The following is a 22,533-nucleotide window of genomic DNA, read 5'->3' on the forward strand; positions in this document are numbered from 1 at the left end:
TCCCCCTCTCCCTTCTCCCCCTCTCCCTTCTCCCCCTCTCCCTTCTCCCCCTCTCGCCTGTTGGTCAATTTCTGTACTTTTGTTCTGATGCAAGATATGAGCTTACGCCTGACCGGGTGATGCTAGATATGACAAGTTTGTTGTCACTCCAGTCAGAAAATTGAATTTGATGAGGATTTGGCGATCGCCTTCCACCTTCCTTTCTGTCATCTTATTTTTACAAATTAATTACTGTTGCTCAAGTTAGTAATAACCTTTCCTTAAATATTAGAAAGTATCTAAAATATCTTGTTTACTTACCTGTTTATGAAGAGAAATAACCTTAACCTTAAAATGCTGTTAAGTGTTCCTACTCTCAAGGGGTTATGGTTGGGAATGCTGATTCTTTGATGTTGAGGAATTTGAGTTTCTAGAATAATATGGCTACCTTGTTGATGAATAATAACATAGTCCCATGAACGACACAGAACTTCTGCTAAATATGAACCTTTAAGATTTCTAGGGATTTTCACGACATTATTAGAAGTTCATTTTTTACAAGATGTAACTTAATATTAGGAACAATTGGTTGATCAAAATAATATCCTGTGACAGCTTCTTTCACATTAGTTTTCAATTGTTCCCAATTATCACCTTGGGTAAAAATATCTTCAGTTAAACATTCTGCCACAAACCCACCATCTTCTTCCTGACAAACTTCAAAAACAATTGTTTGATTCATTTTACTTAAAGCTATGTACACTCATATTTAAAAGGATTATACCAAAATTGAATACTTTTAACTTGAAAGTCATTTAAAAAAACCTGACAAGTTTGTTGTCACTCCAGTCAGAAAAGATGAGAATTTGGCGATCGCCGCCCACAATTTTGTACAATTTATTTACTATTATATCAATTCCGCTTAATTAGTTATATGATAAGATATTGATGGAAATAGTTAAAAACCCTCTTTCTCCCGGAGCTACGGGAGATGTTAAAGTAGAAAATAACTTGAATAATCAAGAATTTGAATTAAATTTAGTCAAAATTGGTACAGGGAAATTAACCTTATTTCACCGCCCTAGTAAAGATAAACATATCCCTTTTTTTTCTTCTTTTGGCATAACACGAGTAATCAGTTTACTATCGGAAAAGGAAGGAGCGATCGCCGTTGGTGAAGCAGTCAAAGAAGCAGGTTTAAAATGGACTTGGTTACCTGTGCCTAATGGAAAAATTCCCGGACGTGAGGTACATTTTTTATTGTTGAGCAACTTGCCCATAATATCACAACAACTAGATGATGGAGAAAGTATCGTCATTCATTGTTCGGCAGGAATCCATCGCACTGGTATGGTGGCTTATGGTTTATTAAGATGGCGTGGTTATAGCGAATCAGAAGCCTTAGATTTGATTGAACAAATGCGACAGCAAACCAGAAATGGTATTTTGTCACGACAAATAACTTGGGGCAACAATATTGTCTCCAATACTATCAATATTAGTAGTAACGGATATCCTCACGAAGCACTATCAAACTTTTCTGCCCACAGTTTTATTTTCGATGGAGTACCAATAGCTTCAATGGAAGGATTTTTGCAAAGCCTCAAGTTTAGTGACATGGCACAACAAAAATATATCTGTAGTTTAGTAGGTGTACGAGCGAAAAACAAGGGGAAAAGTCAAAAATGGCAAGAAACAGGCAAATTATACTGGCAAGGAACAGAAATTGATCGCTTTTCACCAGAATATCAACAATTATTAGATAGGGCATTTGAAACTTTATATACTGATAATGAAGAAGCAAAAAAAGCTCTACTTGCCTCTGGGAATGCGATTTTAACTCATACTATGGGAAAAAAAGAGCCTCAAGAAACAATTCTTACTTGCTCGGAATTTTGCGATCGTCTTACCAGAATAAGAGCAAAACTAATAACATCAAGTTCAGAACAATAAGGATTAAAACCCAGACTGTAGATTAGATGAAAAAGCTATATTTACTATTAGAGCTATATTAGAGGCGATTCTTCTCTTCAATAAAGGGGAAGCCTATCGGAGAGATGAATCGCCTAACATTACCATTCTATTTAAATGATACTTTTTAAAGTATCAATAACGGCAGACGCTTACACCTTAAGCACTTGGGGTGAGCGAAAAATAAGCGGGAATACTTTAAGTAATGAGTAATAAGTTTTGAATTTGGTATGTAACTATATTCTCTGGTTAACTCTAGAGATAGCTTTAATCACTCTAATTACTATATTACTTTTTGGTTTTCAAGAAATACATAATTACCACTCAAAAATTCGTTCACTTAGGCACTTGTGATTACATACACGCATTACATACGTGCTAGAGAAGAAATTTTACTTCGTTTATCTTTTCCAATTCCTTCTAAGTCATCAAGGGAGATGAGACCTTCTTTAAGTAATTGTGCTAAGACAAAAATGAGAGACTCAGAACGCTGATCATATTTTCCATCTATTTGATGTCTTCTGGCACTGAGTAAATCATGAATCTGCCATAAATCTGTAATCTCAGAAATATTATTGGCTTGATTTTTAACTTCTTCGATTAAATTAGTTATTTCACGGTCATAAGCTCTATTTAAAGCTTGTTTAGCAGTTTTTTCCTCTAAATATGACCAGTCGGTTGTAGATTTTGAAATCATCTTCGGTAAAATGGCGAATTATATTTTGACAATAATTTAAAAAAAGAGTCTCCACACTAAAAGAAGAGACTCTATGATAACTATTGTAAACTATTATGAACGGAAATTAATCTAGCGGGCCAAATTTAATAATTCTTTAGGAGAGGCCAACAAGTCAATCGCCACAAAAAAGATTTCATTTTTGGGGGTTAACAGAAAACGCCAAGCGATGTCCATCCCTACGTTACCGCCAAACCAAGGAGTTTGTACTTTACCAGTAACTTTTACTTGCAAAAAGTCATCTTCGGCAGGTTCAGAAATACCTCTTTCAGGTAACAATTTTAAGTTTTGGCATTCTTCACGGAAAAATTTAAGAATAGCTTCTTTGCCGACAATTGGTCTTTGAAAAGGAGGTTGTAAAGCACCGTCGGGAGTGAATAACTTGATTAAGGCGTCAAAGTCGTTAGCATTTAAGTTATTCATATAACTTAATATTGTAGGATTATCAACTCCCTCGATTTTTACCTGAGTCCGTTTGGCTATTTCTTGGGGAGGTTCCACAGGTTCGGCTACTCTTTGAACATTACCCAATTTACTTTGGTCATATCCCATATCGACTACAGCATTACGTAAAACTGTAATTTGCTGACCTGATTCTAGTCTTTTAATAGTATCAAGGACTGCATTGGCATTAGCAGAAAGACGATAACCTTCAGGAATTGGTGCTATCATCCCCGCTTCCATATCCTGCCCAAGTTGATACCAAAATCCTAATTTAATATTAGGAGACCAACTGGCATAGGTGCGACAAACAGGAGTATCAGCACGATTCGCTAAATCACACATTACTTGGGATTGTTGTAATGGAGTCATTTGTCTAATTTCTTTCAGGGTATTTTCCGCAAATACCATACTAGCCGCACCAGGTGCTGCGATAGTAATAGTTTTACCCATTTCTAAGTAAGCAAACCAAATCAAAGCGAGTTGGTCTTCGGCACTTAGTTGATTAAAGCGTGCGATTGTTGCAGGAACTGCATCAGCGGCTAAAGTGTTAGGGAAAATATTACGAGCAGAATCGATACTAAAAGGCATAAGTTAACCTCAGCTAATATTTTGATCTTGATTTTTAAGTTATCATATTAAGTGATGTTTATTTTATTAATTATTTTTAGAAAATTTCCTGCCTCCCCATACCACTTTTTTAAAACAAATAAATCTAGACAATACCGACTATTTTAGAGGTTAAAATCGGTTCAGCCTGAATTAGACAAAGTATTTCTTAATTATCCTAAATCTGGTGATGAAATTATCCCTATAGAAAAGCACCGGAGCTTGTGAGAGAGAGGCTTTCTGCACTTTAGAGGAGATAAAACCGAGCTGGTATTATAACTAGTTTGATTAGTGCAATTATTTATTAACAATTTTTATATTAGTGTTAGTTTTTTCTTATTTCCCCCCTGGGGGCATAGCCTCACAGTAGTAGCTTTTTTATAATAAGATTTTGGTGAAAATTAGGTCTATTATAAATTGGGAAATGTGATCTCATTGGGTAACGATACTACAGTTCAAGGAGATGTAGTTGCAGGGAATAAACTGACGGGGTGACAACCAGGTTGAAGTAAACTCAGACCAAAGCATCTTTACCTAATGTTACTGGTTGTGGATGAATTATGAGTTTTGAAGTTTTGAAGTAATGAGTTAAACGAAAAATTAGACTTTAGCAAAAAAAAGGCTCAATTACGAGAAAAAGGAGCGAGGCTGGACATTAGTAGCGATCGCTGAAGTTTTACCATCATTCTCTGATATAACTTTAGAACAGCAAATTATTGCCGAAGCGAAAAATCAAGACCCCACTTGGGCGCCTGCTTTGGAAACAATCACTCTACCATTACCCACGGGGCACGCAAGTTTACTTGACTTAGCCGAAAATGCAGTGGTGTTATTTGCACAGGGAATCATACGACAATACACAAGAGTTCTTAACCAAGAAATAGTCCGTCAAGAGGATAGTATGCCATCAGAACTGTATCGAGGGATGTGCAAATTAGGGCGTTTATATATAGAAGAAGGAAAACCTGACAAAGCAGCTTGTATCCATACAATTCTCGAACGTGCTAGATATGCCCTCAGTGCTGACGAATGGGAGTTGGAAATTTTTCGTCATCCAGAGTTTCACCTTCGTCAAGCAACTCTCATCGAACCTGAGTTGCGGGTACCCACTTCAGATTGTGCAGAAATTGCCAATTCTAAAGGTGCTTTTGGCGAAGACAATGTAATAGAACGTCGCTTGTACGAAAGTTTAATTCAAATAACTGAAAAATTAGGCAGTCGTCGCCAACATAAAGCTTATACAGCAATACGAGAACTGTTTGGTAGGAGATCGCTGATTGGAGAACATCAACTACTAGACTATATAGAAGAAAACGAACTTACTCCTATTCAGGGGACAATTGTTGAGACTTTTTTTGATCGAGTGCCGGATATTTGGTTAATTGACGGACTTGCTCATCGTTGCGGTTATTGTGGCACATTAATGCGACCTCATCCCAATCAAAAACGCTTTCCCTTAGGTCGATGTCCGATTCGCCAATGTCAAAATTATGAGCCAAGGATCGCCTCAGTTTCAGAAAAATTAGACCCTAACAAAGACGATTTACTGATTGCTAAACCGCAAATCTTAACATATTGGACTGGACCAGGAATTGATGAAATAGCAATATTTGATGTTGCTCGAAAAAACGGACTTGATACCGAACTATATCCTGATTCCGACCAATGTGATATAGCAGTAAACGGTCGCAGTATTGGTATTGATGCCAAATCCTACACCAGTCCAGTCACTCTCGCCTTGCGACTTAATAGCAGTATTGGAAGACTAATCTATTATCGTCGTCGGATTATAGCAGTGAGCGATCGCTTAACAGAGGATAACCCAGATTACCTCTCAACTTTACGGTCAACCCTAGAAAAAAAAGGTGATGCTGCCACCTTAGAAATTTGTACAGTTTCGGAAGTTATTCAATTATTAGAAAAGATAAAGCATGAAAATTAAACCTAACTTATGGACGGGAGTAGATAAAATCTGCTGGCTTTGCGTTTTGATGGAAGAATTTATAGGAATAAAATCACTAGAAAATATTCCTCTACTGATGTCTGGTATGGCAAGCATCTATAACGCTCCACGGTTGCAACCTGCTCGTCAAGCACTATTCAATATACGTCAGATGTCTTTAGCTTATGTTACTAAACCATCATTAATACACGCGGTAGCTATTTACAACGAAGAACACTATCTATCAGGAACTGAGGGACCTTACAAGATTAACTTTAAAACACTTGATTTTGAACGTACAGATCCTTTAGAAGACCCAAGCATTAGTAAAGCACGTCAAATACTAAGTAAGCCTTTACAGCAACAAAACTACACCATCAAAGTGGCTAATCCATCTCAACCAATGGCAGTTAGTTTAGGAGAAAAAACAACAGCCGTTCGGATACCAATAGGACAGATTACAGCACCACTAGCTCCACGTCGTACCCATTCTCTCAACCGAATTCCCAGGGCAAATATCCAGATTCCTCTATCAGAATTAGGCGATATAGCAAGACAGATGGATGAGCATGAAACTAAATATCCAGAAAGAAGACCTGGAAACTGGGAGAGACGTTTTCAACGTTTTGCTTTAATGATCCCAAAAGCAGAAGTGGGGTTGCGTGAAGACAACAAAATCGAATTAGAAGCAATCAAACATCTAATTGGATTACCAGGAGCGGGTAAAACTACTTTGCTCGTGTTATTAGCTGTGTGGTTGGGAAGAAACGGTTATAAAGCGATGTTTGTTTTTCCTTCCATAGCAGTTGCTAGACAATACATGGCAGTATTAGCATTTCACAATTTACGAGTAGGAATGCTGGTAGGTCAGAGTGATGAAACTCGTCGCCGACACGCCGATAATATTGCCGAAGCGATCGCTGCATCAGTAACAAATGGCGGTTTTGCTCATACTATGGAACAAGCAGAAACCTTTAGTCTTAACTGCGTTTTGCCTGCTTTTTCCAGCGCTGATACCTCGAACTGGGGTTTTGGATATGCACCCTGTCAGCAAATTTTACAAACTGACGATAAAAACGAGATGATGAAAGACTGTCTCTGTCCACTTTGGACAATGTGCGGTCGCAACAAATCTGCTAGAGATTTATTAGATGCTGATATCTGGGTCGGTCATATTCTGTCAATGGATACTGAAATCACACCTCATGCTATAAACGAGCAAATTCGATATTTTGAATTGATTGCCCGGACATTTGACCTTGTAGTTTTCGATGAAGCAGATATGGTGCAGTCGGTTTTAGATAATTATGGAGCAGCAACTTTGAAACTTTCAGGTGCAGAAAATTCTATCCATTCAGTTATTCAAGAGCAGATCCATAATCGTTTTGCCAGAGGAGAAAACCATAGATTATCTGATAGCAGTGTTGAACTTTATAGTCGCGACTTAGCAGAATTTGGCAATCATAATATTGCACTTGTCAGCACCGTGCAAAATTTGCGGAAGTCATCGCGCATCGGCCAACGCTATGAAAATCAGTTATTAAGTGTGTTAAGAATTATCAGCGATCTATTAGATGGTTTAGGAAAGACTTCTAAACGAGAAGAACTTAGTGACGAAGAATTTCAACTTAAAGCACGTAGTCATCGTGCTCTCAAAAACTTTTGGGAAAGTGCTGCTTATCGAGCTTTTTATGACCGTACTGGGATTGAAACTCATGAACTACCCTATATAGAATTGTGCGTTCAGAGATTAGACTTGAAACCAGAGCGTCTCCAACAACAGTGGGAAAATTTGATTCGTCATTTTCGTCGTTATTTAGCTGAACGTCTCACCCAACAACGAGATGAAATTGTAGAAGAAATTGCCGAATTATTTTTATCTGTATGTTTTCCTTCTGACGAAGCACCAGGAGACGCTTTAAGTGTAATTAAATTACTAATTTGTATCACTTTTGTTATTTTAGGATACCAAAGAATTGTACCAGGAACGCGGGCAATGGTAGCAGAGGGGTTAATTCGCGACCCTATTGTCGAATCAACCTTATCTTCCGAACTGAGAAAAATACTTTCTGAGAGTCTTTTAGGGTCTTTTTCTGGAGTGAAATACAGTTTCAGAACAGCAAAAACTACTCGCACTCAAGCACAGAATGTAGAATTATCTTACATTAAATTCGTCAGTGCGCCGCGACTACTGATGTACCGCTTTCATAATTTATTGGCAGCAGATGGTAATTGTTCCAGACCTGCTATTTTAATGACTTCAGCTACCTCATTTTTAGAAGCGAGTCCCACTTATCACATTAGTTCTGGACCTGATTATCTGCTCAAACCTCGGACAAAAACACAGGGGCAAAACAAGAGCATTTACTATTTCAAATGGTTGGCAGATAAAGAACAGGGCGATAAACCACTTCGATACAGTGGAGCGGGTGAGTTGAGAGACCGTAATTTAATTAAAATGGTGGATGGACTTATAAAAGGAGGAAAAAAATCGGAAATATATAAGTCTATGCGTGACTTCGATGAGCAATACGGAATACACCGCAAAGCTGCTTTTGTTGTAAACAGTTACGATCAAGCTCGCAATATAAAGAAGTATATCAATGATTATTATCCTGAAGTTGGTAAACGCACAAAAGCTATTGTTCGTGCTTTGAAACATGGGGAAAAAGCAAGTGATTTTGTCACAACTTCTCAGTGTGAAGCATTAGGGGATGATGAAACCTGTGACCTAATTATTTTCCCCATGTTAGCAATAGGTAGAGGTGTGAATATTGTCTTCACTAAAGGAGAAAGAAAACTTGATGCTACTATTGGTTCAATTTATTTCCTAACTCGTCCTCATCCTACTACTGATGATATGCAGCTTTTGTATAGTTTAGCGGGTAAAGCCACCTTAGAATTTGACCGACAAATTTTTACCGAAGCTGATGATTTATCTGAAATTAATAATGCTTTTGAACGGTCAAACAAGGAGCTCCGAAGAGTAACAAATCGTTTGTTAAGAGAACCTTTAATGGCTAGTCGTTTAGGGGCAGATTTGTTTAAATCATTTACGGCTAATCAAATGGTAAATATTTTACAAACAATTGGAAGGGGAATGCGAAATGGTTGTCCAGTACAAGTTTATTTTGTTGATGCAGCTTGGGCATATAATTCTACTCAAAATCAACCCGACTCAGGACGAAATAGTATGTTAGTCCAAATGCGAATTATTTTAGAGGAATGTGTTAATCATTCTCATCCTGTAATTCGCGAAGTTTATCGAGAACTTTATGGGGCATTTCTTGAACCTTTAAAGAATGTTCAAGGAGTCGTTTATCCTAAAAGTTTATCTGCTTCTGAAGATTTTACAGAAACAGATGAAGATGAATTTGATAACTTTGATGAAATTTTGGAAATGTAATTATGAATGAAGAAAATTTTCAGGAAAATGAACTAAACGAGACAGGGGCAAATGAAACTCAAGTTGTTTCAGATACTCTTTATATTCCTCTGGGGAACCCTAAAAGTATTGAAGAAATTCCTCTAGCTTTTACTGTACCAGATGATTTACCCCCTGTAATAGTTGAAGGTTTTACTTTTGCTTGGCAAAAAGTAGCTTTAGGAATTCTCCAAAAAATCCAAAAAGCTACTCGAACTCAGGATAGTTCGCAATCAAAAAATCTCCCTTATGTTTCTCTAAGGGGTTTATTAGAAATAGGGCTAGATAACGTAACTAGAATTCAGTCAAATTTAGGTCTAAGTCAGTATGATTTCACATCAAAAAAAGAACCACAACCATTTGCCTATTTAGATGAAGGAGATCAAACCGAAATCCTCAAATTGCTGCGTTCTATTTTCAATGATTGGATTACAAACTATTTAACACCTTTTGCTGAAAGAGAAAATGTAGAACCAAAATTAATTGAGGAATTGTTAGATTTATATAAAAATAATAAATTACTAATAATTAAACCTTTAAAATCTAACATATTACCTTGGGGATGGTCTAACGAAACTGGCACATCTAAAGGAAGTCGCTGTCCCTATCAATATAGAGTTTTAATAGATTATTTAGCCAGACAGATTGCAGGTCAAGAAATCTTCAAAGGTTTAGGACCAATAAAACGAATTATTTCTAGTAGTAATAGTTTCACTACTGGTACAACACAACTAATTACTAATCCAATAACTCTGGAAAATACCAAAGGAAAATTTAGCCTAGTAGTATCCTTAGAGCTAGTAACATTTCCTTCTGTACATCAGCCTTTATTAAAGATCGATGTTTCTAAACGACGTTGGTTGTCTGACTTAGAGTCTTCTAGTTATAATTTAGGAAAAATTAATGGTTTTATCTTTTCTGAAGAATATAGCGATCGCTGCTTTAGTTATCAGGTACTTTGCCAAGAGGATAAACAGAAAAAAAAGCAGAAAGAAAAGCAAAAAAAGAAGGATTGGATCTGGGGACTCAGTTCAGACTTTGAAGCCTTACGTCGCAAATTAAAACTGCCATTAACAATCAGTAATGGTCAAGAGATTGCTTTAGGTCAAGCTTCAAATGATAGCTGTCAAGTGATGTTAACTCATCGTCCTGAATTACAGAAACATGACATAAATCTTGGCGTACCAGAAATAGATAAAGAATATTTACCTGAATCTAACTTAAACAATCAAGAGCGATCGCGTAAACGAATTGAAGCATGGCAACCAATAGTCAAGCAACTTGCTTTGGGCAACCAACGAACTTTTTGTTTGATACTAGCACGAGAATATTACCCAGACAAAAAACAAGAAAATAAATATAAACATGACGACAAAGTAAATAAACCTTCAACTCGTCAAGCTTTAGCTCAAATTGCTAATGCCTGCGTCCAGTTTCTTCTGCCAATAGAAACAACAAAAAAGAATAAACAACTCAAACTGGAAAACTTTTTTCATCGCGCTCAAGCAGCTTTAAAAGATTTGCTTTTTGCTCACTCTGGTTACATTTATGGAGTCAAAGAAAAAGTAGACAAATATCTCAAAGATATTCCAGAACAAAACAGACCAAAAGAAATTATTGGCATTACCATAGTTCGCAAACAAAAAGGTCGAGTTCGTGGCAAAATTGGTCAGACATTTTTGCCAATAGCTATGCGTCTCAATGTAGAAACAGGAAAGTGTGAACTCTGTTGTGCTTATGAAAAAGGAAAAAGTTTAGAAATTACTCTTTGGAGTCAATTTGCTGATGCTATTTCCTTAGTTTCTAATATTTCACCCGTGAAACTAGCTGATAAACCAGAAGCACGTCAGGAACGTTTTATGCAATTTATGAAGCAGATTATTTCTGATTCTGTTGAAGCAGGCAACCAACCATTAGTAATGATTGATTCTTCTAATTGCGTACAACTATGTCCTTGGCTTGCGGATATCAGGATAAATGCCCAGGAAATTAATTTGACTCGCTCAACAGGTGGGCCTCTGTTTCAAAAGATGGAACAAGAGTGGCAAGGGGCACGGATAATTAGGATTCGTCAAGACTTTGCTCCTGGCATTATAGACAAAACAGAACGACACCTGGTAGAAACTTCCCTTGAAGATACGCGACAAAAGAAGGATTTAAAAAAGCAAGACCCAGATTATCGTATTCCTTCAGCTTCTAGTAAAACAGGATTATTTCGACTGAGCGCAACTAATGAAACTGGTTGTGTAACTTATCTATCGGTAGGCCGTAATACTCTTCATCAAGAATCACGCGGTCAAAGTTGTTATTGTTCAACAGAAATCACAAAAGTTTTGACAAAAACTAACGATTCTGAGGAGAAAGAGACAGTTCTCAATAAAGCAGGTGAAAAAGTATATCAGCTTGTCCGTCGCCCTCCTTTTACGGGACAATATCCTACTCCTAATCCTCTGGAAATAGTTGTCACCTTGCGACAACGAGAAGACGATCCAGATAGACTAGCTCTATTAGTGGAATCTTTGCGCTATGATTTTGGTCATTACAGTGATTGGTCTAGTTTACCTGCTCCTCTATTCTTTGAGCGAGTTGTGCGAGATTATATTAGTGACTTTGCTTTTGACTGATAGTACTGTATTTAGCCCTCCACTCAGACCAAAGCATCTTTATCCAAAGTTACTGGTGGAGGTTGAGTAATGAGTTTTGAAGTCTTGAAGTTTTGAAGTAAAAGAATTGGTGTTAAACCCCTAGGAGACAAAGATTATAGAGAATTAACCATAAAGAACATTTTTCCTGAAAAATTAGTACATAAGTTCTGGTGGAAGATATGAGGTCCAGAAGGATTTAATTGGCGATCGCCTAAATATTCCAAGTGACTCCATTCTTCAAATTGAGCAAGAACTACCTCTACTCAGACCAAAGCATCTTTATCAAAAGTTACTGGTTGTGGATGAATAGTGAGTAATGAGTAATGAGTAATGAGTAATGAGTAAGACGTCTTGAAGTAAGAAGTCTTGAAGTCTTGGAGTTTTGGAGTAATGGGTTTTGGAGTTTTGGAGTAATGAGTAACGAGTAAGGAGTTTTGAAGTTTTGAAGTAATGAGTTAAAGAATTAATGCTCAACGCTTAAAAATTGGTATACCTTTGCAAGATATAAGGCGAAAGAGAAATGAACTTTTTCTGAGGTTAATTTAGTACATAAGTTCTGGTGCAAGATATGAGTAGGATATTTTACTGAGGAAAAATACGTAAATCTTGCTCTGAAACAGATAACTTAACATTAGCACCCACGGGCAAACTTGTATTAAGACCTGTGAGGGCGTGTAGTCTTCTGCCTGAGGCTGTTTGTAAACAATAACGGTATTCTCTACCCAAAAAATGACGCTCTACAATCACTGTTGAACCATTTTCTGCTCTTTGCAGTTGAATATCTTCTTGACGCAACATCAAATCAGCCTGTTGATTAACTCCAGCAGTCTGCTTATCATCTAGTTTCCAATTACCAATTTCTGTGGTCCAACAATTCCCTTGCCTTTTAGCAGGGACAAAATTAGCTTGGGTTACAAACTCAGCGACAAATTTACATGACGGCTGACTATAAATAGATTCTGGAGTACCAATTTGTTCAATTTGCCCTTGGCGCATCACCGCAATCATGTCAGAAATAGCTAAGGCTTCTTCTTGGTCATGGGTTACAAATATTCCTGAAATTCCTGTGGCTTTGAGAATATTGCGCACTTCGTGACGTAAATTCTCCCGCACTTGCACATCTAAGTTACTCAAAGGCTCATCTAACAAGATTAGAGAGGGTTTCGGCGCTAGTGCCCTGGCTAAGGCTACTCTCTGTTGTTGTCCTCCTGATAAGGCGTGGGGATAGCGTTTTTCTAATCCTGATAAATTCACTATAGCTAACGCTTCTTTAACTCTTGTTTTGATTTCTTGTGGAGATAATTTCAACAATTTAGTCTTTAGTCCAAAAGCAATATTTTCTCCTACTGTTAAATGGGGAAATAGTGCATAATCTTGAAACACCATACCTGTGTTGCGACGTTCTGGTGCTACACTATGATTAGCAGTCGCTACTATTTCTTCCCCTAGTTTAATTGTGCCGCTAGTGGGTTGCTCAAATCCTGCAATAATTCTCAGTAAGGTTGTCTTCCCACATCCAGAAGGCCCTAGTAATCCCAGTAATTGTCCTTGTTTCAACTCAAAGTTAATGTTTTTCAGTACCATTAGGCTTTGATTAGGGAATTTTTTATTCAGTTGGTTTACAGTGAGGATTGGTGATTGATTCATGGACTAAATTATCTGTACTAAAATTACTTATCTATAAAGATTCTCAATAAACTTTTTACAATATAACATCGTTAACGCAAAAATGGGTAATGTCAAGCATAAATACACAAATTAAAACAATTTTCGTCGCCACTAACGCCGAAGCAACGGCCGTAAAAAGAGGATTAAAAAAATTATTCCTAAATAACATACAAGTTATCTGTATCCCTATGGGAGTTAAATCTCTGAAAAACTATCTAGTAACTATGGATTTACCACCCCAACCGATTCTAGTTTTAGGTTTAGGGGGTAGTCTTGACCCTAAATATTCTCTCGGTGATTTGGTACTATATGAAAACTGTTTATATGAAACTGAGTCAGGTGAATTGATGAAAAAATCAAGCGATCGCCAATTGAATCAGTTAATCTATAATCAACTTCAACCCTCCGTTTCTCTCGTGACTGGTTTAACCTGTGATCGTCTCATCACCACCACTACTGCCAAACAAAAACTCAAAGAAATCTATCTTGCGGAGGTTGTGGATATGGAAAGCTTTACTATTTTGAGCAGATTTCCCCAGGTAGCTATTTTACGGGTAATTAGTGATAATTGTCAACAAACTCTACCAGATCTCAATCAAGCGATCAATAATCAGGGTAAATTGAAAACAAGACCAATGTTGAAGGCGATGGCTAAACAACCCCTAGCAGGGGCTAAACTGATTTATAGTTCTCTAATATCCTTAAATATTCTCACTCAAACGACGTATAAGTTATTTAAACAAGAATAAGTTAAAATATATAGAGACGCTACAAATAGTAAATGGTTAAAAGCAGATGACAACGGCTACATCAAAGAAAACAGACTATGAAGTAATAATCGGTTTAGAAACTCACTGCCAGTTAAACACAAAAACTAAAATATTTAGTAGTGCCTCCACGGAATTTGGCGCTACTCCTAATCAAAATATTTCCCCAATTTGTTTAGGATACCCGGGAGTCTTACCAGTTTTAAACGCTCTAGTTTTAGAATATGCAGTAAAAGCTGGTTTAGCACTAAATTGTCAAATCGCTCCCTATAGTAAATTCGACCGGAAACAGTATTTTTATCCAGATTTACCCAAAAATTATCAAATATCCCAATATGATCTACCTATAGCTGAACATGGATGGCTAGAAATTGAATTAGTCGATAAAAAAAGCGGCGAAGTGACTAGAAAAAAAATAGGGATTACTAGGGCACACATGGAAGAAGATGCCGGAAAACTAATTCACGCCGGGAGCGATCGCCTATCAGGATCTACTTACTCATTGGTAGACTTTAATAGAGCAGGTGTACCCCTATTAGAAATAGTATCAGAACCAGATATAAGATCAGGAGAAGAAGCGGCAGAATATGCCCGAGAATTACGCCGCATCGTTCGCTATTTAGGTATCAGTGATGGAAACATGCAAGAAGGTTCCCTGCGCTGTGATGTAAATATTTCCGTACGACCAGTAGGACAAAAAGAATTTGGTGTCAAGGTAGAAATTAAGAATATGAACTCTTTTTCTGCCATTCAAAAAGCGATTGAATACGAAATTAAACGCCAAATAAAAGCTTTAGAAAGTGGTGAAGCCATCATTCAAGAAACTCGTCTCTGGGAAGAAAATAATCAATGTACTAAAAGTATGCGTTCAAAAGAAGGAAGCAGTGATTATCGCTACTTCCCAGAACCAGATTTACCCCCTATCGAAGTTTCTGAAGAACAAAAAAAAGCATGGCTTGAGGAATTACCAGAATTACCCGCCCAAAAACGCGATCGCTACCAAAGTGAATTAGATTTATCTGCCTATGATGCAGGAGTGTTAACTGACGATCGCGAAGTAGCAGAGTATTTTGAAGCAGCAATAGCCACAGGCGCTAATCCTAAACTAGTAGCTAATTGGGTAACACAAGATATTAGTGCCTATTTAAATAACAATAAATTAAGCATCACCGAATTAGCTTTAACTCCAGAAAACCTTGGGGAATTAGTAGAATTAATCGAAGCTGATACAATTAGCGGTAAAATAGCCAAGAGTATTCTCCCAGAATTACTCACCAAAGGCGGTTCTCCTCGCCAACTCGTAGAAAGCAAAGGCTTGACTCAAATTAGTGACCCAGAGGCAATAGCTAAAATAATTGATGAAGTTTTAGCGGCCCATCCCGAAGAATTAGAAGCTTTTCGCGGTGGTAAAACTAAATTAAAAGGCTTCTTCGTCGGTCAAGTTATGAAACAAAGTGGCGGCCGTGTTGATCCTAAACTCACTAATCAAATCCTAGGGAAAAAATTGTCATAGCTTCCAATAAATATACAATTAAAGCATATTTATTTTTTTGAGCTATAAAACTATGGAAGAAAACAATATTCCGACAACTCGAACTCCTCCTTGGGGGACTGTGACTATGCTGGAAAAAGGGTCAAATTACCGCATTAACCGCATTGTAATTAATCCTGGTCATCACATAAGTACACAAATGCACTATCATAGAAGTGAACATTGGATTGTAGTTGCAGGAACTGCTAAAGTAACTTTTAATGGAGAAGAAAAACTCCTAATGCAAAAGCAATCTACCTATGTTCCCATGAATACCCCCCACCGAGTCGAAAATCCTGGAGTGATTCCCTTGATTATGATTGAGGTGCAAAATGGTGAATATCTCGGAGAAGACGATATTATTCGCTTCGGAGATGAAGAGAAGACGACTAATGAAGCTGAAGTGTCAAACTGAGGCATAGAACAAATTTAAATTGTAGGGTGCGAAGTGCGCGGAGCGCGTAACGCACCAAACAATTACACTTGAGTAACAAAAGAATATAAAAAAAGGCGAAAAGCCCTTTTGAGTAATGAGTTTTGAAGTAACGCACCGAACAATTACACTTGAGTAACAAAAGAATCTAAAAAAAGGCGAAAAGCCAATTCCCAATCATTTTTTAGTAAGGCAGCGAACAATTACACTTGAGTAACAAAAGAAACTCAAAAAAGGCGAAAAGCTAATTCCCAATCATTCTTTGTGATACATTCATTACAATGCTGTAAAACATGGCTTGTGTAAATATCCTCAAAACTGGAAATACTCCAAAATTCATCGTTTTATAGCTCAAGGAATTTATCCTCGCGATTGGGGAAGTGATGGAAATATTGAAATTCCTCGAACCATCTGGCATGAATAAATAAAATGATGATGATGATGATGGTGCGTTACGCGCTCCGCTAACGCACCCTACTAAACTCGCACAATGTTAAGAAATGTACTAAATATCAAAATTATATGCAAAATCTGGGAAAGATATATATGGTATAGTGACATAGATAAAAATTTGGAGAGATTAATTTTATGAGTTTATTTAGCAGAACTTCTACTCAAAGCTCTACCTCCCTTAGTATACCAGAGTCATTCGCGGGAATATGTCTTTTAGCTGTATGTATAGATGGTGATTTATCTGATGAAGAAATTGATGTCCTACTTTCTAGTTTAACACGTCTAAAAATGTTCCGAAGTTATTCATCTGATGTTATGGTAAGAATGTTGAACAGACTAATTAGCATAATTAAACGTCAAGGATTCAATACTTTACTAGAAATGGCTCTTCAATCCTTACCTCAAGACTTGTATGAGACTTCTTTTGCTGTTGCTGCAGACTTAGTATTAGCAGATGGAGTAGTTACTGAAGAAGAAGAACAACTGTTAGAGAGTTTATATAAAACGTTGAATATCCCTCACGACCTAGCAAGCCAAATTATTACTGTTCTAGAAATTAAAAATAAAGGATAACTCTCTACTGCAATAAGGCGTAGGAATACGCACGTACAGACCACAACGGGAGGAACGCGGCTGGCAATTTTGAGCAGGTTTTCTCTCGCGGTTTAATAGCCTCTGTCGATCCAACCAAGCGAGAACCTTTATCTAGGTTGCAAGTGGATATAGGGCTAAAAACAGTTGAAAAATATCTACTCATTACTGCTAAAACTTGCTCATTTGATTAGCTAAATACAGTAGATGGAAATGTTTTCTAGAAGCCTTATGGCTTCGTTTATATAGAGCAAAAGTACTATCATCTCTAATCCTTGTTTTACAATTGTTTTTACCTTTGATAGATTTTATTCTGCGAGCGATCGCCAAGAGTGGCAAGATTATTTTGTCAAATACGAGGGCTGAAAAGCTTATTCTCTCGTTGATCAAAAAAAGTTTTCCATCTACTGAAATAGCCATAATGGGTAATTTTTAGATTGTAGGGTGCGTTAGGCCCACATAACACTTGAGAAATTCACCATAAGATAAATAAGGGCCGTAACGCACCAAATACCTAGGTAGAGATTGTAGGGTGCGTTAGGCCCATATAACAGTTGAGAAATTCAACCCTAAGATAAATAAGGGCCGTAACGCACCAAATACCTAGATAGGTTGTTGGGTTTCGTTACCTCAACCCAACCTACAAAATCAAGGCACCGCGAGTGCGTATCTCCCATGATCTCCATGCCTCAAGCAATAATTTTCATTAATCTCATATCTTGCACTCCTAAAAAAGTACTAAATAGACCAACAGGCGAGAGGGGGGAGAGGGGGAGAGGGGGAGAAAGATGGTTTTTAAGTATTTGCATCAATATCTCATAATATAACTGATTAAACGGACTTTATATTACTTCAAGACTTCAAGACTTCAAGACTCCTTACTCCTTACTTCAAAACTTCTTACTCATTACTCATTACTCATTCTCATTACTTCAAGACTTCAAGACTTCAAGACTTCAAGACTTCAAGACTTCTTACTTCAAGACTTCAAAGCTTAGTACTTCAAGACTTCAAGACTTCTTACTCGTTACTCGTTACTCATTACTCATTACTCATTACTCATTACTCATTACTCAACCACCACAAGTAACATTAGGTATAGATGCAAGATTTGAGTTAAATACCACCTTTGATAATTAATTGGTAACCGGACATCATGCTAAACAAAGCTATTAAAAATTGCCATAAACTTGTAGGTTGGAGGATAACTTTACCACTAAAAAATACTAAAATAATACCGATAATAATGGCGATAAAACCTAAAATCTTAACGCTTTTTGGCATTAAAAATAGAATAAAGGTACCAGCAGTTAGCAATAAAATCGAAGCATCTGCCGCAATTCCTCGCCACCAGTAGGGATAAGCACTAGTAGTAAAATAAATATTTTTCCCTAAAAGATAAATACCAACCAGGAATAAGCCAAGTCCTAGTAACTTTTTCAATAAAATCATAACTTTGTGTCGTATTGAGAAATATATGTTTTTTCTTTAAGTATAATGAATGACGAGTGAAACCAAAAATATTGTTACAAAAATATAATATATGGGAGGCAAAGATGCAAGATTTGAACCTAAAGGCGAAAAGCCATGAGAAAAAACTCAAACTAAAAGCCACAAAAAATCATAACAGTATCAATGGCAACTTAAATGAAGCACTAAATCTAGTATCGTCAAATGGTTATAAACAAGTTACTAATTAATGTATAGATAGCTTCATGCGCATTGAGCAATTGCAGGCTTTTTTAGCAGTCGCAGAAACTAAAAATTTTGGTTTAGCCGCCCAAAAGTGTCAAGTAACCCAGTCAACCATCAGTCGTCAAATTCAAGCTTTAGAGCAAAGTTTAGGATTACCCTTGTTTTATAGAAGTTCACAGGCTAAGTTGACGGTAGGAGGAGAACAATTACTATTTCATGCTAGGAAGATTTGTAATGAGTGGGCAACTGTCCAAGAAGCATTTAAACAAATTAAAGCGGGAAAACAACCAGAACTATGTGTGGCAGCAATTCACTCAGTTTGTGCCACCTATTTGCCAACAGTGTTACAAAAATTCTGCTTTGATTATCCTGATATCCAACTGAGAGTAACGGCATTGGGAAGCGATCGCGCTTTAAAAGTACTCAGAGATGGCTTAGTAGATTTGGCGATTGTGATGAATAACCCTTTTCTGACTAACAGCGCAGAAGTTGTTATGGATGTACTCTACAGTGAACAAGTATTAGTATTGATGGCGGCTAATCACCCCCTAGCAGAGTATGAAGAAGTCCCGTGGCTAGAACTAGTAAAATATCCTCAAGTAGTTTTTAAAGATGGCTATGGTATGCAAAGATTAGTACAAAGTGTCTTTGCTAGTCAAAAACTAGAATTGAAAACAATGATGGAGTTAAATACTCTCGATGCTTTTCGTGGTGTAGTTAGACTGGGAAATGTGATCGCTTTATTACCGGAATCTGCCCTCATAGAAGCAGAAAAAGACCCCAGTTTGGCAATTCGACCTCTGGCTAAAACCTTTGATACGAAGAAAAGCCCTTTAACTCGTGAGGTGGTGGTTGTGACTACGAGCGATCGCCTAGAGATTCCCCCAATTGCTCACTTCTACAAACTTGTGAGACAATTGCTAAAGTTACCAAATAATTCTTTAGCATAGGATGAAATTTGATTTACAATTAGATTGTACCCATTAAATTGTACTACTTTTAGCAATAATGTCTAAGGAAAATATTGCCACTGTTGTCAAAATTTTTGAATCTCTCCCTGATGCACACCAAGAACGAATCATTGAGCATTTGAGAGAGTATATTGCTAATCTTGAAGATGAACTACAGTGGAATCAATCTTTTAGCAAAACACAAAATAAGTTAGCAGAAGTAGCAAGAATAGCTAAACAACAAATTGCTCAAGAACAAGGGCAACCAATGGACTATGATCTTTTATGAAGTCGGCGACTTTACCGTCTTTTTGGTCAGAATATATGGTTGAGTAATGAGTAATGAGTAATGAGTAATGAGTAATGAGTTTTTTTAAGTATTTATACTTACTTTTTTGAACCAAAAAACCCCAATTGCTCACTTCTACAAACTTGTGAGACAATTGCTAAAGTTACCAAATAATTCTTTAGCATAAAAAATGACAGTAAATAGAGAGGCAGAATTTAGTCCCCAAATTATGACTAAATTTGATGGTGATTTACAACAATTAGGTCGTAGATTTGAAACTATTACAGCTACTTTCCATAGTAATTGTCTGGAGACTCTGATTTTGGTCAAGCCAGAAGATAATCCTCATCAACTTTATGATTACTATTTAGCTGCTTTGTTAAAAGTTTACTTTAATAAATATACTGTACTATGTGAGTCCCTGATTCAAGCTATAAATGCTGAAAACTATCTCATGTATGGATTAATCGGCAGAAGCATCATGGAACATACGGCTATTTTGCGTTATTATGTCACGGGTAAAATGCTCCCTCTAGTAGATTTAGCCTTGGAAGATGGCATTATAACTGAGGCAGAAGTTAGTGAAATTATTCCTTGGATTGAACAACATTTGGTCGGTCACCGTTTTCAGTGGGAAGATTTTTTAGGCGATTACTTCGAGAAGTTGGATAATTCTAATTTTGTCAAAATCAAAGAAATAAAACAGGTAAATGTGATTACTTGTTTGGAAAAATGGATTAAGAATAACTCTAAAATTGAAAAATTATATACTTTGTTTTCTGATATGGTTCATCCTAATTTAGGCAGCACTCTTTTAGTAACTCGTTTAGCAGATGACCATTTAGGTATTGGTGGTGAAAAGGGAGAAGCCATTGGATTAGAAATTGTTAGGCGTACTTTTGAAGATTTAATAGATATATTTGAAGAAGTGCAATTACAGTTACAGCGCATTCAAACTTTTAAGTTTTCTGAGGCTTTAAGACAGTAATTAGATTTATATATAGCGTTTTTTAGTCTACTCAGGTACAAAGGTTAACCTCACACCAAAGCATCTTTATCAAAAGTTACTGGTGGGGGTGCAATAAACTTACTCAAAATTGCCAGCGAAAGCGGAGAGCGCCAAGAGAGGCTGTTTTGTGGTCAATAATCTTGAGTTATTGGGAGGCGCTCTCCGCCACTTCACAAGTTATTTGTGACCCCAAACCATTAACTGGTAAAGGCTGGCAATTTTGAGCAGGTAATCTCAGAGCGGGTTGAGTTTTGAAGTTTTGAAGTTTTGAAGTTTTGAAGTAAAAGAATTGATGTTAAATCTCTAGGAGACAAAGATTATAGAGAATTAACCATAAAGAACATTTTTCCTAAAAAATTAGTACATAAGTTCTGGTGGAAGATATGAGTTAACGGATTAGGGAATAATAATTTTCAAGATTAATCAGCTATAACAGATACAGTATATAGCTTGTTTTGATGTAATTGCTTAAACTGAGCTCTTACACCAGAACAAAAGTACTAAATAGGCCAACAAGCGAGAATCAATTTTTAAGCGCGATCGCATTAATTCTTTAACTCATTACTTCAAAACTTCAAAACTCAAATAATTACTCATTACTCAACCTCAACCAGTAACATTAGGTAAATATGCAAGATCTGAGTTAAATATGGTATACATTAATTAACTTGAGCGATCGCTCAAGTTAATCAATGTTTTAGTAAATTCTATTATTTTAATGATAAAATGTAATTTAAATTACTTTATCTTTCAAAAATTGTGTTTGTTAGATTAAAAGCTAATTAGAATAAAGCTTTCAGCAATCTTATGATCATTTAATTTGATAAAAATTACTTAGTCAGTTTTACTTATGAATATGTTAATGTTAATATTAAGTTATGAAGAGTATGTTGAGAAAAACTATTGTTATGAGTATAAATGCACTCTCGGAATATTTATATGCTAGACCGTCTTTCTGGGAAGGTGTCGCTAGACTGATGGATGTTAGTGGAAGTTTATCTATTTATAACAATGCTTTGACTTCCGCAGAAGCTGATCGCTTAGCTCTATTATCTGATTGGATTGTAGTAGGAGATGATTTAAAAGAAGCGATACTCATGTTTGAAGAGGAAAATACTGATTCTAATATTGTTTTAAATGAAGCGCAAAGAAACTTACTTACTACAATAGGAAAATAAGGCTTTTGATTTTGTGTTATGCAAGATAATTTTTATTTATGGCAGTGTTGCTCGTAAAAATGAACGAATAGACAAGGAAAAAAAATTATTAGAGGCTAAGTCTTCCAAAGAGTAACAATACAAGATTCTATTAAATTTACTGAATGATGAATGCAAAGTGTGCGATCGCCGCTCTGAGATTACCTGCTCAAAATTGCCAGCCTTTACCAGTTAATGGTTTGG

At 36.6% G+C, this 22,533-nt stretch carries 19 protein-coding genes; 13 read left to right on the top strand and 6 right to left on the bottom strand.

Annotated features, from left to right (window positions below; genetic code table 11):
• Window positions 1–296: 296 nt before the first annotated feature.
• Both MW688_RS07280 and MW688_RS07285 read right to left on the bottom strand, forming a co-directional pair.
• Window positions 297–512 (bottom strand): type II toxin-antitoxin system HicA family toxin, encoded by a 216-nt coding sequence (locus MW688_RS07280; protein ID WP_486735282.1) that lies wholly within the window; start codon window positions 510–512, stop codon window positions 297–299.
• Window positions 509–721 (bottom strand): type II toxin-antitoxin system HicB family antitoxin, encoded by a 213-nt coding sequence (locus tag MW688_RS07285; protein ID WP_486735283.1) that lies wholly within the window; start codon window positions 719–721, stop codon window positions 509–511. Before MW688_RS07285 ends, MW688_RS07280 begins: the two co-directional genes overlap by 4 nt.
• A gap of 206 nt (window positions 722–927) precedes the next feature.
• Here MW688_RS07285 and MW688_RS07290 point away from each other — a divergent pair, with 206 nt between their 5' ends.
• On the top strand, window positions 928–1,932 hold the full coding sequence (locus tag MW688_RS07290) for a phosphatase domain-containing putative toxin (protein WP_486735284.1): 1,005 nt from the start codon (window positions 928–930) through the stop codon (window positions 1,930–1,932).
• Between the two features lie 385 nt (window positions 1,933–2,317).
• On the opposite strand, the gene MW688_RS07295 is transcribed toward MW688_RS07290, so the two are convergent.
• Both MW688_RS07295 and MW688_RS07300 read right to left on the bottom strand, forming a co-directional pair.
• Window positions 2,318–2,647 carry a hypothetical protein gene (locus MW688_RS07295; RefSeq protein WP_486735285.1) on the bottom strand — a complete coding sequence of 110 codons (330 nt, stop codon included), beginning with the start codon at window positions 2,645–2,647 and terminating at the stop codon, window positions 2,318–2,320.
• Window positions 2,648–2,758: 111 nt separating this feature from the next.
• Window positions 2,759–3,718, bottom strand: a complete 960-nt coding sequence (locus MW688_RS07300) for an orange carotenoid-binding protein (protein WP_486735286.1) — start codon at window positions 3,716–3,718, stop codon at window positions 2,759–2,761.
• Between the two features lie 775 nt (window positions 3,719–4,493).
• Here MW688_RS07300 and MW688_RS07305 point away from each other — a divergent pair.
• From MW688_RS07305 to MW688_RS07315, 3 genes are read left to right on the top strand one after another with little or no spacing between them, the layout of a single operon-like run.
• Window positions 4,494–5,678, top strand: a complete 1,185-nt coding sequence (locus tag MW688_RS07305) for a restriction endonuclease-related protein (RefSeq protein ID WP_486735287.1) — start codon at window positions 4,494–4,496, stop codon at window positions 5,676–5,678.
• The gene (locus tag MW688_RS07310; RefSeq protein WP_486735288.1) at window positions 5,668–9,084 is read left to right on the top strand and encodes a pPIWI_RE_Z domain-containing protein; all 3,417 of its coding nucleotides are present in this window, start codon (window positions 5,668–5,670) and stop codon (window positions 9,082–9,084) included. The genes MW688_RS07305 and MW688_RS07310 overlap by 11 nt, the downstream gene beginning before the upstream one ends.
• A gap of 2 nt (window positions 9,085–9,086) precedes the next feature.
• Window positions 9,087–11,726 carry an RNaseH domain-containing protein gene (locus tag MW688_RS07315; protein WP_486735289.1) on the top strand — a complete coding sequence of 880 codons (2,640 nt, stop codon included), beginning with the start codon at window positions 9,087–9,089 and terminating at the stop codon, window positions 11,724–11,726.
• A gap of 603 nt (window positions 11,727–12,329) precedes the next feature.
• Here the strand turns inward: MW688_RS07315 and MW688_RS07320 are convergent.
• Window positions 12,330–13,394, bottom strand: a complete 1,065-nt coding sequence (locus tag MW688_RS07320; protein WP_486735290.1) for an ABC transporter ATP-binding protein — start codon at window positions 13,392–13,394, stop codon at window positions 12,330–12,332.
• An 89-nt stretch (window positions 13,395–13,483) separates the two neighbouring features.
• On the opposite strand from MW688_RS07320, the gene MW688_RS07325 reads away from it, so the two are divergent.
• The 5 genes from MW688_RS07325 (at window position 13,484) to MW688_RS07345 (ending at window position 17,172) form a co-directional block, all read left to right on the top strand.
• On the top strand, window positions 13,484–14,164 hold the full coding sequence (locus MW688_RS07325) for a 5'-methylthioadenosine/S-adenosylhomocysteine nucleosidase family protein (protein WP_486735291.1): 681 nt from the start codon (window positions 13,484–13,486) through the stop codon (window positions 14,162–14,164).
• Window positions 14,165–14,210: 46 nt separating this feature from the next.
• Window positions 14,211–15,695, top strand: a complete 1,485-nt coding sequence (gatB, locus tag MW688_RS07330) for an Asp-tRNA(Asn)/Glu-tRNA(Gln) amidotransferase subunit GatB (RefSeq protein WP_486735292.1) — start codon at window positions 14,211–14,213, stop codon at window positions 15,693–15,695.
• A 52-nt stretch (window positions 15,696–15,747) separates the two neighbouring features.
• Window positions 15,748–16,128: a phosphomannose isomerase type II C-terminal cupin domain gene (locus MW688_RS07335; protein WP_486735293.1), complete on the top strand. Its 381-nt coding sequence runs from the start codon at window positions 15,748–15,750 to the stop codon at window positions 16,126–16,128.
• A 316-nt stretch (window positions 16,129–16,444) separates the two neighbouring features.
• Window positions 16,445–16,570 carry a hypothetical protein gene (locus MW688_RS07340; RefSeq protein WP_486735294.1) on the top strand — a complete coding sequence of 42 codons (126 nt, stop codon included), beginning with the start codon at window positions 16,445–16,447 and terminating at the stop codon, window positions 16,568–16,570.
• A gap of 164 nt (window positions 16,571–16,734) precedes the next feature.
• The gene (locus MW688_RS07345; protein WP_486735295.1) at window positions 16,735–17,172 is read left to right on the top strand and encodes a tellurite resistance TerB family protein; all 438 of its coding nucleotides are present in this window, start codon (window positions 16,735–16,737) and stop codon (window positions 17,170–17,172) included.
• A 1,134-nt stretch (window positions 17,173–18,306) separates the two neighbouring features.
• Here MW688_RS07345 and MW688_RS07350 read toward each other — a convergent pair.
• On the bottom strand, window positions 18,307–18,642 hold the full coding sequence (locus MW688_RS07350; protein ID WP_486735296.1) for a hypothetical protein: 336 nt from the start codon (window positions 18,640–18,642) through the stop codon (window positions 18,307–18,309).
• A 263-nt stretch (window positions 18,643–18,905) separates the two neighbouring features.
• On the opposite strand from MW688_RS07350, the gene MW688_RS07355 reads away from it, so the two are divergent.
• From MW688_RS07355 to MW688_RS07370, 4 genes are all read left to right on the top strand, one after another.
• A complete protein-coding gene (locus MW688_RS07355; RefSeq protein WP_486735297.1) occupies window positions 18,906–19,835 on the top strand; it encodes a LysR family transcriptional regulator in 930 nt (309 codons plus the stop codon).
• A gap of 58 nt (window positions 19,836–19,893) precedes the next feature.
• On the top strand, window positions 19,894–20,124 hold the full coding sequence (locus tag MW688_RS07360) for a hypothetical protein (RefSeq protein WP_486735298.1): 231 nt from the start codon (window positions 19,894–19,896) through the stop codon (window positions 20,122–20,124).
• A gap of 190 nt (window positions 20,125–20,314) precedes the next feature.
• Complete coding sequence (locus MW688_RS07365; protein ID WP_486735299.1) at window positions 20,315–21,112, top strand: hypothetical protein; 798 nt, start codon at window positions 20,315–20,317, stop codon at window positions 21,110–21,112.
• A 929-nt stretch (window positions 21,113–22,041) separates the two neighbouring features.
• Window positions 22,042–22,311, top strand: a complete 270-nt coding sequence (locus MW688_RS07370) for a hypothetical protein (protein ID WP_486735300.1) — start codon at window positions 22,042–22,044, stop codon at window positions 22,309–22,311.
• Window positions 22,312–22,533: the final 222 nt, after the last annotated feature.

The organism is Johannesbaptistia floridana (assembly GCF_057440575.1).

Excerpts from the sequence above, each read along its gene's own strand:
- MW688_RS07285 (WP_486735283.1), bottom strand. The coding sequence starts at position 721 with ATGAATCAAACAATTGTTTTTGAAGTTTGTCAGGAAGAAGATGGTGGG.
- MW688_RS07290 (WP_486735284.1), top strand. The coding sequence starts at position 928 with ATGGAAATAGTTAAAAACCCTCTTTCTCCCGGAGCTACGGGAGATGTT.
- MW688_RS07295 (WP_486735285.1), bottom strand. The coding sequence starts at position 2,647 with ATGATTTCAAAATCTACAACCGACTGGTCATATTTAGAGGAAAAAACT.
- MW688_RS07300 (WP_486735286.1), bottom strand. The coding sequence starts at position 3,718 with ATGCCTTTTAGTATCGATTCTGCTCGTAATATTTTCCCTAACACTTTA.
- MW688_RS07310 (WP_486735288.1), top strand. The coding sequence starts at position 5,668 with ATGAAAATTAAACCTAACTTATGGACGGGAGTAGATAAAATCTGCTGG.
- MW688_RS07315 (WP_486735289.1), top strand. The coding sequence starts at position 9,087 with ATGAATGAAGAAAATTTTCAGGAAAATGAACTAAACGAGACAGGGGCA.
- MW688_RS07320 (WP_486735290.1), bottom strand. The coding sequence starts at position 13,394 with ATGAATCAATCACCAATCCTCACTGTAAACCAACTGAATAAAAAATTC.
- MW688_RS07325 (WP_486735291.1), top strand. The coding sequence starts at position 13,484 with ATGTCAAGCATAAATACACAAATTAAAACAATTTTCGTCGCCACTAAC.
- gatB (WP_486735292.1), top strand. The coding sequence starts at position 14,211 with ATGACAACGGCTACATCAAAGAAAACAGACTATGAAGTAATAATCGGT.
- MW688_RS07335 (WP_486735293.1), top strand. The coding sequence starts at position 15,748 with ATGGAAGAAAACAATATTCCGACAACTCGAACTCCTCCTTGGGGGACT.
- MW688_RS07345 (WP_486735295.1), top strand. The coding sequence starts at position 16,735 with ATGAGTTTATTTAGCAGAACTTCTACTCAAAGCTCTACCTCCCTTAGT.
- MW688_RS07350 (WP_486735296.1), bottom strand. The coding sequence starts at position 18,642 with ATGATTTTATTGAAAAAGTTACTAGGACTTGGCTTATTCCTGGTTGGT.
- MW688_RS07355 (WP_486735297.1), top strand. The coding sequence starts at position 18,906 with ATGCGCATTGAGCAATTGCAGGCTTTTTTAGCAGTCGCAGAAACTAAA.
- MW688_RS07360 (WP_486735298.1), top strand. The coding sequence starts at position 19,894 with ATGTCTAAGGAAAATATTGCCACTGTTGTCAAAATTTTTGAATCTCTC.
- MW688_RS07365 (WP_486735299.1), top strand. The coding sequence starts at position 20,315 with ATGACAGTAAATAGAGAGGCAGAATTTAGTCCCCAAATTATGACTAAA.
- MW688_RS07370 (WP_486735300.1), top strand. The coding sequence starts at position 22,042 with ATGAGTATAAATGCACTCTCGGAATATTTATATGCTAGACCGTCTTTC.